Origin of the sequence: Sinorhizobium numidicum (assembly GCF_029892045.1) — a bacterium.
Taxonomy (GTDB): domain Bacteria; phylum Pseudomonadota; class Alphaproteobacteria; order Rhizobiales; family Rhizobiaceae; genus Sinorhizobium; species Sinorhizobium numidicum.
The window spans coordinates 1,832,244-1,843,876 of record NZ_CP120367.1 but is presented as its reverse complement, the minus strand read 5'-3'; the positions used below and the strand labels follow the sequence as shown (position 1 = coordinate 1,843,876).

The window sequence follows — 11,633 nt, the reverse complement described above, 5'->3', positions numbered from 1 at the left end:
TGCTATGGTATGCGTTTGACTGACTTGATCGGTCCGGCAGGCCCAGTGTTGGCTCCCGTGACCAGCGGCTTGTCCGGATCGATATCGGGAATGGCAGCGATTAGCGCCGCGGTATAGGGATGTTTCGGACGGGCAAAGAGCTCTTCCGAGCGCCCCTCCTCGACCACCTCTCCGCGGTACATGACCACGACGCGTTCGCAGAGATTGCGTACGATCGCTAGGTCATGGGCAATGAAGATCAGTGTCAGGTTCATCTTGCGCGCGAGATCTCGAAAAAGATCGATGATCTGTGCCTGGATCGTGACATCGAGGGCGGCGACGCACTCGTCGGCGATGATGAGCTTCGGGTCGACGGCGAGCGCGCGGGCGATGCCGGCACGCTGACACTGGCCGCCACTCATGCTCTTTGGCTTGCGATTTGCAAAGTCCCGCTCCAGCCCTACGAGGTCGAGCAGTTCGTCGATCCGCGTGGGTATGTCGCGGGCGGCGAACTTTCCCTGGACCTTCAGCACCTCGGCCAGCATCTGGCCGATGGTGAGGCGTGGGTTCAAGGCGTTATAGGGATCCTGGAAGACCATCGCCGCCTCGCGCCTGAGTTTGGTGAGACCAGCGTGTTTCTGCTGAGCGATGTCGGTGCCGTCGAACGTCACATGGCCCGAGGATATCGGCGTAAGGCCCAGCACGGCTCGGGCAAGCGTGCTCTTGCCACTGCCGGATTCGCCGACGATGCCCACAGTCTCCGCCGGCATGATCTGCAGGCTCACGCCGGAAACGGCGCTGATGGTCTTAGCCGTGCTGCCTCTCAGAATGCCGCCGCCAGCCGGGAAGCGCACATGCAGGTCATCGATTTCTAGGAGCGGCTTCACCGGATTGGCCAACTTGGCAGCGGCAGTCTGCGTGGGGGCTGTCGTGTCGGGCATGGACGGGTGACTGTTGACGAGGTTGATCGTATAGGGGTTTTGCGGCCGGCTGAGGATTGTGCGTTTTGGCCCCTCCTCCATGAGCTTACCGCGGCGCATCACGGCAATCCGGTCGCAGGTTTGCGCCACGATGCCGAGGTCGTGGGTGATGACGATGATCGAAAGACCGCGCTGATCGCGGATCTCCATCAGAAGCCGCAGGATCTGCGCCTGGATGGTGACGTCGAGCGCCGTCGTCGGCTCATCTGCGATGAGGATCTTCGGATTGCACGACAGCGCCACGCCGATCATAGCACGCTGGCGCATGCCGCCGGAGAACTCGTGCGGGTAGCTGTCGTATTGCGAGACCGGATCGGAAAAACCGACCTGCGTCATGATTTCGATTGCCGCTGCGCGGGCATCGCGGGCATTGAGGCCCTGATGATAGCGGATACCTTCGGCGATCTGACCGCCAATTTTCATGACGGGATCGAGATGGCTACTAGGATTCTGGAAGATCATGCCGATCTCTCCGCCGCGGACCTGAAGCATCTCGGGGTCGCTGATCTCCGTGAGTTCGCGTCCTTCGAGCTTAATCGAGCCGCTTTCGACCTTCATGAGCGAAGACGGAAGAAGCCGCACCAGCGCGCGGCAGAACAGGCTTTTCCCCGAGCCGCTTTCGCCGACAAGTCCGAGGATCTCACCCTTCCCGAGGTCGAGCGAAATGCCGTCGATGAGGCTGCGGACGCCGCTGTCGAGATGCACGTCGACCTTGAGATTGCGGACGGAAAGGACGGGCGCGCTCATTCGTGCATTCCAAGCATTTCACCGAGCCCGTCGCCGACCATACTGAAGCCGAAGGCGAGGCATACAATGGACAGGCCAGGAAACAACGTGATCCACCAGGCCGTCGTAATAAAGCTCTGGCCTTCGGCCACCATGACGCCCCATTCCGCAACCGGCGGCTGAACACCGAGCCCCAGATAGCTGACGGCCGCGCCGCCGAGCAGCACGAGCACCGCATCCGACATGGAGAAAACGATCGAGCCGGCGATGGCGTTCGGCAAGAGATGACGGAACATGATGCGCGGCCGGCTGAAGCCGAGGCTAACGGCAGCGACCGCATAGTCGCTGTTCTTCAAAACGAGCATCTGCGCCCGGATGAGGCGTGCATAAGAAACCCAGCCGACCAGCGCCATGGCGATATAGAAGCTGCTCAGCCCCGGGCCGAGGATGGCGATGATCGACAGCATCAGCACCAGGAAAGGGAACGCCAAAATGATGTCGACGAGCCGCATGATGAGGGTATCAGCGATACCGCCGAAGAAGCCGGCGAAGGTGCCGACCGTGGTGCCGATCACGAATGGGAACAGGACACCGATGATGGCGATCTGCAGATCGATGCGTGCACCCCAGATGACGCGGGAGAGAATATCGCGGCCGAAATTGTCGGTGCCGAATGGGTGCAACAGCGAAGGCGCCTGCAGTCGCACGTCGCCGTTCTGCAGGATCGGGTCGTAAGGCGCGATGACGGGCGCGCCGACCGCAATCAGGAAGAAGAGCAATAATATGCCGGCGCCTAGCGTGAGTGTCAGGCGCTTGGCGAGGAATTTCCGCCAGGCGATGGACAAATTAGCGAGCGCCAGGATGCTCATAGCCTTACCCTCGGATCGACGGCCACGGTGATGATGTCGGCGAGGAAGTTCACGAGCACGGTCGCGCCGGCAAAGACCATCGCGACACCCTGCACCACCATGTAGTCGCGCGAAAAAATGGCCCGCACGAGAAGCTGGCCCATGCCGGGCACGGCAAACACGCTTTCAACCACGACAGTGCCGCCGATCAGCCAGCCGATATTGACCGCCAGCAGATTGATCGTTGGTACCAGAGAGTTCGGCACGACATGGCGCCAGAAAACGATGCGCTCAGGCATGCCGCGGGCGCGCGCAGCCGTCGCCACATCCGACTTCAGGGATTCAATCATCGCCGCACGAAGGCTGCGTGTCAGTACCGTCGACAGCGAGAGCGCGACCGTCAGGCTCGGCAAGATCAGGTGGACGAGCTTCTCGCCGATTGTCGAGCCGTAGCCGGAGACAGGCAATAACCCGAGTTCGAGGCTGAAGAGCATCATCAGCATCAGGCCGATCCAGAAGGGAGGAAAGCCGATGCCGAAGGTGGAGAGAATGCGTATTGCATGGTCCGGCGCCCTCCCTTCATTGCGGGCGGCGATCGCAGCCATCGGCACGGCGATCGCGATCGACAGGATGACGCTCGCGATGACGAGCGCGGTCGTCGGCTCGATGCGCGTGGCGATCAGCTTCAGTACGTCGATCTTGTAGAGGATCGATTTCCCCATCTCGCCATTGGCAAGGTTTTTCAGGAAGTAGAAATATTGCAGCCACATCGGCTGATCGAGGCCGTACTGAGCGCGGATATTGGCAATCGCCGTCGGCGTCGCGCGGGTGCCAAGGAGGTTGCGGGCCGGATCCCCCGGGATCAGCCGGACCAGGATGAAGGTGATGACGCTGATGCCGAACAAGACCGGCAGGAATTGCAGCGGCCGAGTCAGAACGAACTTATAGCGATGCATGGCGGTGATCGCCCCTCTGCTTTCGGCGGGCTTCGACCACCTCATCCTGCATCAGCTTGCCCTGTGTCGCGATAGGAAGTCGAGAAGCGCCGGATAATAGTCATGGGGGCTTTCATAGAAGGGCATGTGGCTGGCATTTGCGAACACCTTGAGCTCGGCATGCGGCAGGGCGAGCTTCATGCGCACGGAGCAGGCGGGCGTCAACTCGTCATGCTCTCCCGTCGTGATCAACACCGGCATGCTGAGGCCCGGCAGGTCAGAAATTCGGTTCCAGTCCTTGAGATTGCCGATGTAGAGGAATTCGTTCGAACCCTGCATTGTCTGGTAAGGACCCATATTCCAGTCGTCGAGGGAGCGGCGCACCGGCGCCGGCCATTCCGGCAGTCGGCAGACATGGCGGTAGTTGAGGATGGTCACGGCGGCGAGATATTCCGGATGATCGTAGGTTCCCCGCGCCTCATGCTTCTGCATCATCGCGACCGATTCCGGGCCCAGGGCCGCGCGCAGCCGCTCCAGTTCCGAAATCAGATGCGGCATGTCCGCGACGGTATCTTCGAGGATCAGTGTCTTCAGGTTCTCCGGATAAGTGAGCGCATAGTCGATCGCCAACCACCCTCCCCAGGAATGGCCAAGCATGTGCACCTTACCGAGCCCGAGCGCCGTTCGAACGGCCTCCGTTTCCTGGACATAGCGGCCGATCGTCCAGAGCGCCTTATTGCTCGGACGGTCAGATGCACCGGTGCCGAGCTGGTCGAAAGCAACGACACGGTAGCCCTTGTCGATCAGGCAGGAATGGGCTTCGCGCAGATAGTCGCAAGGCAGGCCCGGCCCGCCGTTGAGGCAGAACACCGTCTCGTCGCCGCTGCCGAAGCTGTAAGCGACGATCCTGTAACCGTCGACCTCGATTTCATGCCGCGCATCGGGCTCAATTTCACGCCACATCGATCACTCCGGCAAAGATTCCGATTGCTCAACATTTGAGCATGGCTAAATTTTATTCTAAACGGCAACCCGCGCCAGCTATAAGAAGTGATAGGGTTGGCCGGGCCGGAACGGGGTGATGCATGCTGGACGAAATCGGAACGATCAGAAGACAGTTCACCGCGCACCAGACGCTGGACGGCCGCATCGATCAGATCTTCGAGGCGATGAAGGGGATCGGCTTCGAGGCGCTGATCTATGACTACACACCCGTGCCTTTTGATCTCAACGGCGAGATCCTGATTCCGTCGCTGCTGAAGCTCAGGAACATTTCCGACGACATGCACGAATACTGGTTCGACCGCGGCTATTTCCGCATCGACCCGGTACAGCAGGTGGCGTTGAGGACCTCGACGCCCTTCTTCTGGAACTATGATGCGGATGCCGACACGCCGATCAATCGGTTCATCGGCGAGGATACCGCACCTGTGGCCCGCTATCTCAGCGAGCGTGACATGTCGACCGGCGTCACCGTGCCAGTCCATATGCCGCGCGGCGACTATGCGACCGTCACCGGCGTCCGCTTCGGCGGCAACAAGGATTTCGAGCGGGATGCATTGCGCTACATCGCCGACTTCAACCTTCTCGCCCATATCTTCCATGAGACGGCTTATTCGCTCTTCGACTCGGAGGCCCTGGGCATCGGCAAGTTCCGGCTGACGGATCGCGAGCGCGAGTGCCTGCGCTATTCCGCTGAAGGTTATTCCGCCAAGGAGATCTCCCGCATCATCGACCGTTCCGTGCCGACGGTCGTCATGCACCTCAATGCCGCCGCCAAGAAGCTCGGCGCCAAGAACCGCACCCAAGCCGTCGTGCGGGCCACCCATTACCGCCTGCTGGAGGCTCGGCCATCCTATAACTTGTGATAGCTGCCGTCGCTCGCTGCGCCGCGTTATGCTGCTTCCATCGTCGCTGAGGAATGGAGACACACGTGGTCGCAGTCCCGTCAAAGCAGGCCTATCTGCCTTTTCGCGAATACCGGACGTGGTATCGCATTACCGGTTCGCTCGATGGGGGCAAGCTGCCCCTTGTCGTCGTCCATGGCGGCCCGGGCTGCACGCATGACTACGTCGACTCCTTCAAGGGTATTGCCGAACTCGATGGGCGTGCAGTCATCCATTACGACCAACTCGGCAACGGAAATTCGACCCGCCTGCCGGCAAAGGGTTCGGACTTCTGGACGCCGGCGCTCTTCCTCGAGGAACTCGACGCGCTCCTAAAGCACCTCGGCATCCAAGATCGCTACGCCTTCCTCGGCCAGTCGTGGGGCGGCATGCTCGGAGCCGAGCATGCCGTGCGCCAGCCGAAGGGACTGAAGGCGCTCGTGATCGCAAATTCTCCGGCCAACATGCACACTTGGGTCTCGGAAGCGAACCGCCTGCGCCAGGAGCTTCCGTGGGAGGTGCAGGAAACGCTTCTGAAACACGAGGAGGCGGGCACGATCACCGATCCGGAATACCTCACGGCCTCACGCGTCTTCTATGACCGCCATGTCTGCCGTGTCGTGCCGTGGCCGCCGGAGGTGGCGCGTACTTTCGCAATCATGGATGAGGACAACACCGTCTACCGAAACATGAACGGTCCGACTGAGTTCCACGTCATCGGCACGATGAAGGATTGGACGATCGAAGACCGGCTCCACCTGATAGAGGCGCCGACGCTGCTGATCTCCGGCAAGCACGACGAGGCAACACCGCTGGTCGTTAAACCCTATCTCGACCAGGTGCGTGGCGTGGAATGGGTTCTCTTCGAAAATTCCAGCCATATGCCGCATGTCGAAGAGACGGATCTTTGCCTGGCAACCGTGTCTCGATTTCTTTCCAGTCACGATTGAGGCTGGTCCCCACGCGCGCCAAAACGGAAGCCGCATTTGGCGCCCAGGCCAGAGATGGCGTCAAACCATAGACGAAATCGGCCGAGAGGACGCGACTGCGCTAGGCCGGTGCGAAGGCTTCTGCGGTCGCCCACCATTTGTTGTTTCCCGGCATGTCGTAAATGGTGATGAAGCTCCCCCAATTTTGGATAATATTAGCATAAATGAATGTTCTGCGGCGGCCTAAAGTATAAACATCATGATTAGACCACAAAACTTATAGGCACGGGTCCCATTAATTCTACGCGTATCGCGTTTTGTTTGCAGTTTATAATACCATATCTTCGTATCCGCGAGGAAAAATATAGTTCTAAATTCAAACTATATTGTTCGCATCCTACCGTTCTCGGAGGTATTCGCATGCTCATCTACTCCGACGAGAACTTGGAGGTGATCCATCGCCCGGGATCGTCGCCTTATCTTCTCGTCACCTTCAACGAGATGGAGATGCAGGCGAACGGCAGCCGCTTCTGGGGTCAGCGGTTCTGCGAGAAAGCGGGCATCGCCGCGCTCGGCTTCATCAGCCGGCGGCCGAACTGGTTTCCGGCGGCGAGTGTGATCAAAGCGGTGAGCGCTGCGGCGCCCATCCTTCGCGCTGCACCGGAGCGCATACTCTACGGGCATTCGCAGGGCGGCTACGCGGCGCTGCGTTATCGTCGGCGCTTCGATGCTACCGTCGCGATCGCCTTCTGCCCGCAAGTTTCGATAGACCCGAAGGCCGTCCCCTTCGACGGCCGCTTCACACGCCATTTCTCGCCGAGCCTCCACGCCAATATGGGGATTGCGCCCGATCACATGGCCGGCCGCGCCTATCTCTTCTACGATCCGTTCCATGTCGTCGATCGCGGACACGCGGAGCGGCTCGCCGCACTGCAGGCCGAGACTCGTCTCGTCCCCGTCCATATGACCGGGCATGGCACCGTCCGGGCTTTCGCTGGAACGGCCCGTGGCCTCTCGCTCATAGAAGCCTGCCGCATGGACGACATCGTTGGTCTACGCACGCTTTCTCGTGCAGTTCGGATCAGTGCGCCCATGCGGCCGTATCAGATTGCAGTGACGGCGATCTCCCGCCATCCCGCATGGGCGGACCGACTCCATGCGCGCTTCGGTGACAACTTCTCGGCAGTCGAACGGGTCAACTTCCTCTACCATAGAGCTAACCGCCACATTCGCGACGGCGCGCTGGCGATTGCGCGCGACATGCTCGCGGAGGCCGTGGCGCTCCAGCCAGGCAATCCCGGCTTCACCCGCCGTCTCGAAGAGCTTGACGCCCGCCTGGGCCGCACGCGCGAGGTGGCGGTCGCGTCGTGACGGCGCCCGCCTCGCGCTTCGCCTCAAAGCGATCCGTACTGTCGGCTCCTGAGCCAGGACCTGCTCGCGATGAAAACGCAGGAGCGGTCAGCCTCGGAAGGCGGCAAGTCGGCTATTTCATTGCACAAGCGGTTTCGCTACCTCGCCGAGATCGCTCCCGTCTCCAAGTAGCCCCTCGAACAGCACCCTGTCCCGCGGTAGGGTGATTACCAGGATGTCGCGGATGCCCGCCAACATAAGCGTGCCAAGCGGATAATAGATCATCGGCTTGTCACGCACGGGGAGCAACTGCTTTGAGACGGAGATGGTTACGGGATAGAGCCGCGTTCCGCTGCCGCCTGCAAGTATAATGCCTTTCATGCGGTGTCTCCGGTTGCTGTCGCCAAGTCCCGCCCAGGATTGCGCAGGGTTCACAGTAAACATGCGATGAAAGCCGTTGCCCGAGTTCATCTTGCCGGCGCTCCATCGATATCCGGCTCGATGGCCGCCGCGCCGGCCGAACTCAATTCGCCGCAGCGCCAGAGGCTGTAGGAAGGCTGCGTGTCCCAATCGTAGTAGAAAGCCGCGGTCAGCCGCTCCGCCGCAATCAGCTTCCGGAAGACCTCGCGCATGGCGCGTATTGCGCTCTCCCGCCCCCGATCGTCGATCGGGCAGGAGCGCGCGGTGTTGGCGATCCCCCATTCGGTCACCCAGCACGGCCTACCCGCATCCTCAGGTCGGCAAAAGTCGAGAAGGGCCGTTACGTCAGTACCGATGGCGGCTGTGCTCTTGCGTCCGGGATATACGTGGATACCGTAGGCATCGACGTGGTTATCGATGCCGCGTTGGCGCAGCAGCGAAATGACCTCGCCGGGATCGAGCCGTTCCATGCCGCGTTTGTCGGCCTCTTCGGAGCTCACGTCCGAAAGTCCGGCGGAGATGATGGCCGCATCGCGGCTGTGCACCGTTGCCCGCACCTCCTCGCGGCTGATCCTGACGGCACCGATATAGGCGTCGAGCCCTCGTTCGAAGGCGGCTCGGTTTGCGACATCGGATACTCGGCGTGGCGTTCGCCGACCCGGCTTACGGTAGACGAGGAGATCGCCATTATAGGCGCTGTAGTTTATCTCGTTTCCGGGCTCGACGGCATCGAGACGGATACCGAGGCCGTCGATGCGCTGAAGCGCCTCCCGCAGACTCTTCCGGTAGCGATCCAGGTCCAGATCCGAAAGCCTATGGATATCCCAGATGCGACCGAAGCCGGGTCGCGGCCGCGTACTCTCAGGATAGTAGCTCTTGTTTGCAAGCTGGATCTCAAGAAGGATCCGCAGGCCCAGCCGGTCTGCGATCTCGAGGGCTTCGATGCTTTTGTGCACCGGTCTCGACAGCGAGAGGCGGACATGCGTCACCCCGCTCGCGGCGATCTCCTTCAACACTCTTTCCTGGTCCCTGACAGGAAGCCAGGCGAGGTGCAACCGGTTGATACCGATGATTGCCGGCACCTCGCCGGCGCCGGCCATTGGCGACTGGACAAAGGTCCAGAGCGCCAGCAGCGCGGCAGCCAGGAGCCTGCCTGCCGCTGCCTTGCCCTTCCTGTGCTTACAAGCCGACATGCCCGAGAGCATTTCGGAAATTGGCCTCGCAAGCCGAATACCGGTCGATGACGGCCTGCGTATCGATCTTCGAAAGGAAACTCGCGAGATAAGCCCTCTTGTCCGTCTCGCGGTTCCAGGTCGCCGCCTCGATATAGGGAAAGCCGATGAACTCCAGCATTTCCCGCATGCGGTCATCGACCGCGATCATCAGCCCGGGGACACCGGCCTGCATGCCGATGATGCAGCCGTGGAAACGGCGGCCAAAGCAGAGATCGCGCGAGGACACCCAGCCTCGCCACTGGTTCGTATCAAAAAAGACGAGAAGCTCGTGCTTTCTCTGCCACTTTTCGGAGTGTTTGTATTCGGTCGCCCCGGTGATGCGACCGCTTGCCCGGTCATAGACAGGCAGGTCATCGTCGCCGGGCAAGGAGAGGTTATAGGCAACTACTTCATCCTGGACGACATAGGTTGCGACGCTATCTGGTTCCAGCAGCGCATGGGCATCCACGATCGTATCGGCGACGCTTCCGAGATAGCCGCCGAGGGCGATCTTCTGGGCTTCGGCCAAGCCCGGATTGGCGAGAGCGGCGAGGGAACGTTTCATCTCGGTCGGAGCGAAATAGAGCGACGGGCAACCCGTCGGTTTTACGAACTTCATCCCCTGCTCCCGGAGAAACTCGGCGGTGAAGTAGCCGCGGGTGAGGAAGAAGCTTTCCTTTTTCTTGAGAACGTCGAGGAACTTCAGGGTTCCGGCTGGCAGGTTTTCTTTGAGACCGTCCTTGCGCTGGATGCCAATGCCCATCACCACGATGGGCATCTTCATCTTCCCGAATACCTCCGCTTCGAGATCCGCGGAATAGCCAGGCCGCAGCAGATTGGCGGATGCGAAGACACAGAGGTCGAACTCGTGGTTGATGTGCTCATAGAGATCGTCCGAAGCCCGATTGTTGACGAGATGCCAGAAGGGCAAATAGGTGACGTTATGCGCACGCAGGCTGTAGGCGGCGCCTTCGCCGATCAGATAGTTGCCTGTGTTGGCAATCTTCCTGACCTGTGCGATCAGGTCCTTTTTGCTCCTGACCTCGTCGAAATAGGGTCTGTGTACGACCGTTGTCGCGCCGGAGACATCTGCTACGGTCCGCTGCAGATATGACGGGATTCCGGTCAACAGGATACGCATGGATTTCCCCCTGAAACTAAGCTGCTATTGTCCAATGCCGATCTCGCGCAGTGCCGAGCGGAACGTGCGCTCGCGATCGGAATATCTATCGACGAGTTCGGATGCATTGAGCCCTGCAAGGTGATCGGCGATGAATTCGCTACGATCCTCGGCCTTGTCGAGCTCGGTCGCGTCGACGGCTGGCAGGCCCGTATAACCCAGCATCTCTCGCATCCGATCGTCCACCGCCACCATCAGACTCGGGACCGCTGCCTGCATCGCGATTATTGAACCGTGGAAACGCCGGCCGAGATTGAAATCCATCGATGAGGCCCAGGCGCGCCACTGGCTCGTGTCGAAAAAGGTTCGCACATCGAATGGATGCTTCAGTCGCTCCGTACCGGGATAGACAAGCTCACCGATCATGGTTCCCGAGGCGGAGTCGTAAACGCGCCCCTCGGCGTTATCCTCCACTCTCATGTCGAAATGGAGGAATTCATCCTGCACTACATATGGCGGCACCGAATCCTGCGGCGCCAAGGCGTTGGCGTCGAGAATCGCATCGTGGTTGGCGCCCAGGTAGCCGGAGAAGATGGTCCGCGCTTTGCCGATCTCGACGTTGGGCAGCCTCTTCAGCGACCTGCGCATGTTATGCGGCATGAAGTAAATGGAAGGGCAACCGGTCGGCTGCACAAAGGAGAAGCCCTGGTCCTTCAGGAATCCTGCGGTTTCAAGGCCGCGCGTCAGGAAATAGTGCTCACGCTCCTTCAAAATGCTCAAGAGCCGCTTCGTCCCCTCCGGCAGGGTGTTTTCGAGATCCTTGCGGTTTTGGAGACCGATGCCAAGCATAACGGTTGGCATCTTGAGCTGGCCCAGGACCTCCGCTTCGGCATCCGCGGAAAGCCCTTTGCGCAGAAGGTTCGCGCAGGTGAAGACACAAATGTCGAAATTGGCGTTGAACTCCTCGAGCCCGACTCCATTTTTGCTGCAATTGTAAAGGTGCCAGAAGGGAACCTGCTTCGCATGGGGCGCAAGCGCGCGCAGCGCGCCCTCACCGATGAGATAATTACCGGTGTTGCTGATGTTGCGAAGCTCCTGAAGAAACTCCTCCTTTGTCTCGGGCTGCTTCTGCCGCTCCGAATAGGAGACGGATAACCCGTGGGCGCCACTGGCAAGGCGCGTGTAATGACCAGGAATACCCGTCACGAGGATTCTTGGACGCATGCAACTGGACCTTTCTGCTTTA

The 11,633-nt window shown here is 60.3% G+C and carries 10 protein-coding genes and 1 pseudogene; 3 read left to right on the top strand and 8 right to left on the bottom strand.

What is annotated here, in order from left to right:
• Nucleotides 1–2 precede the first annotated feature (2 nt).
• Genes PYH37_RS08780 through PYH37_RS08765 form a run of 4 tightly spaced genes read right to left on the bottom strand, consistent with a single transcriptional unit; the run spans nucleotide 3 to nucleotide 4,431 of the window.
• Nucleotides 3–1,706 (bottom strand): dipeptide ABC transporter ATP-binding protein, encoded by a 1,704-nt coding sequence (locus PYH37_RS08780; RefSeq protein WP_280731032.1) that lies wholly within the window; start codon nucleotides 1,704–1,706, stop codon nucleotides 3–5.
• Nucleotides 1,703–2,554 (bottom strand): ABC transporter permease, encoded by an 852-nt coding sequence (locus PYH37_RS08775; protein WP_280731031.1) that lies wholly within the window; start codon nucleotides 2,552–2,554, stop codon nucleotides 1,703–1,705. The genes PYH37_RS08780 and PYH37_RS08775 overlap by 4 nt, the downstream gene beginning before the upstream one ends.
• Complete coding sequence (locus PYH37_RS08770) at nucleotides 2,551–3,489, bottom strand: ABC transporter permease (RefSeq protein WP_280731030.1); 939 nt, start codon at nucleotides 3,487–3,489, stop codon at nucleotides 2,551–2,553. Before PYH37_RS08770 ends, PYH37_RS08775 begins: the two co-directional genes overlap by 4 nt.
• A 51-nt stretch (nucleotides 3,490–3,540) precedes the next feature.
• Nucleotides 3,541–4,431 (bottom strand): proline iminopeptidase-family hydrolase, encoded by an 891-nt coding sequence (locus PYH37_RS08765; RefSeq protein WP_280731029.1) that lies wholly within the window; start codon nucleotides 4,429–4,431, stop codon nucleotides 3,541–3,543.
• Between the two features lie 122 nt (nucleotides 4,432–4,553).
• Here PYH37_RS08765 and PYH37_RS08760 point away from each other — a divergent pair, with 122 nt between their 5' ends.
• The 3 genes from PYH37_RS08760 to PYH37_RS08750 all read left to right on the top strand — a co-directional run bounded on the left by PYH37_RS08760 (nucleotide 4,554) and on the right by PYH37_RS08750 (nucleotide 7,654).
• Complete coding sequence (locus tag PYH37_RS08760; RefSeq protein WP_280731028.1) at nucleotides 4,554–5,336, top strand: LuxR family transcriptional regulator; 783 nt, start codon at nucleotides 4,554–4,556, stop codon at nucleotides 5,334–5,336.
• Between the two features lie 53 nt (nucleotides 5,337–5,389).
• Nucleotides 5,390–6,304, top strand: coding sequence for a proline iminopeptidase-family hydrolase (locus PYH37_RS08755; RefSeq protein WP_280731027.1), 915 nt, complete (start codon nucleotides 5,390–5,392; stop codon nucleotides 6,302–6,304).
• 399 nt (nucleotides 6,305–6,703) lie between these two features.
• Nucleotides 6,704–7,654 carry an alpha/beta hydrolase gene (locus tag PYH37_RS08750; protein ID WP_280731026.1) on the top strand — a complete coding sequence of 317 codons (951 nt, stop codon included), beginning with the start codon at nucleotides 6,704–6,706 and terminating at the stop codon, nucleotides 7,652–7,654.
• A 144-nt stretch (nucleotides 7,655–7,798) separates the two neighbouring features.
• Here the strand turns inward: PYH37_RS08750 and PYH37_RS08745 are convergent.
• The 4 genes and pseudogenes from PYH37_RS08745 to PYH37_RS08730 form a co-directional block, all read right to left on the bottom strand.
• Nucleotides 7,799–8,014, bottom strand: a pseudogene (locus PYH37_RS08745) (sugar phosphate nucleotidyltransferase); the annotation flags it as partial.
• An 86-nt stretch (nucleotides 8,015–8,100) separates the two neighbouring features.
• Nucleotides 8,101–9,246 (bottom strand): glycoside hydrolase, encoded by a 1,146-nt coding sequence (locus PYH37_RS08740; RefSeq protein WP_425336052.1) that lies wholly within the window; start codon nucleotides 9,244–9,246, stop codon nucleotides 8,101–8,103.
• Nucleotides 9,233–10,408 carry a polysaccharide pyruvyl transferase family protein gene (locus tag PYH37_RS08735; RefSeq protein ID WP_280731025.1) on the bottom strand — a complete coding sequence of 392 codons (1,176 nt, stop codon included), beginning with the start codon at nucleotides 10,406–10,408 and terminating at the stop codon, nucleotides 9,233–9,235. The genes PYH37_RS08740 and PYH37_RS08735 overlap by 14 nt, the downstream gene beginning before the upstream one ends.
• Before the next feature lie 24 nt (nucleotides 10,409–10,432).
• Nucleotides 10,433–11,611 (bottom strand): polysaccharide pyruvyl transferase family protein, encoded by a 1,179-nt coding sequence (locus PYH37_RS08730; RefSeq protein WP_280731024.1) that lies wholly within the window; start codon nucleotides 11,609–11,611, stop codon nucleotides 10,433–10,435.
• Nucleotides 11,612–11,633 lie beyond the last annotated feature (22 nt).

Bases quoted from the DNA above. Each gene is read 5' to 3' on its own strand.
- PYH37_RS08775 (WP_280731031.1), bottom strand. From the start codon at position 2,554: ATGAGCATCCTGGCGCTCGCTAATTTGTCCATCGCCTGGCGGAAATTC.
- PYH37_RS08735 (WP_280731025.1), bottom strand. From the start codon at position 10,408: ATGCGTATCCTGTTGACCGGAATCCCGTCATATCTGCAGCGGACCGTA.
- PYH37_RS08765 (WP_280731029.1), bottom strand. From the start codon at position 4,431: ATGTGGCGTGAAATTGAGCCCGATGCGCGGCATGAAATCGAGGTCGAC.
- PYH37_RS08770 (WP_280731030.1), bottom strand. From the start codon at position 3,489: ATGCATCGCTATAAGTTCGTTCTGACTCGGCCGCTGCAATTCCTGCCG.
- PYH37_RS08730 (WP_280731024.1), bottom strand. From the start codon at position 11,611: ATGCGTCCAAGAATCCTCGTGACGGGTATTCCTGGTCATTACACGCGC.
- PYH37_RS08760 (WP_280731028.1), top strand. From the start codon at position 4,554: ATGCTGGACGAAATCGGAACGATCAGAAGACAGTTCACCGCGCACCAG.
- PYH37_RS08755 (WP_280731027.1), top strand. From the start codon at position 5,390: ATGGAGACACACGTGGTCGCAGTCCCGTCAAAGCAGGCCTATCTGCCT.
- PYH37_RS08740 (WP_425336052.1), bottom strand. From the start codon at position 9,246: ATGTCGGCTTGTAAGCACAGGAAGGGCAAGGCAGCGGCAGGCAGGCTC.
- PYH37_RS08750 (WP_280731026.1), top strand. From the start codon at position 6,704: ATGCTCATCTACTCCGACGAGAACTTGGAGGTGATCCATCGCCCGGGA.
- PYH37_RS08780 (WP_280731032.1), bottom strand. From the start codon at position 1,706: ATGAGCGCGCCCGTCCTTTCCGTCCGCAATCTCAAGGTCGACGTGCAT.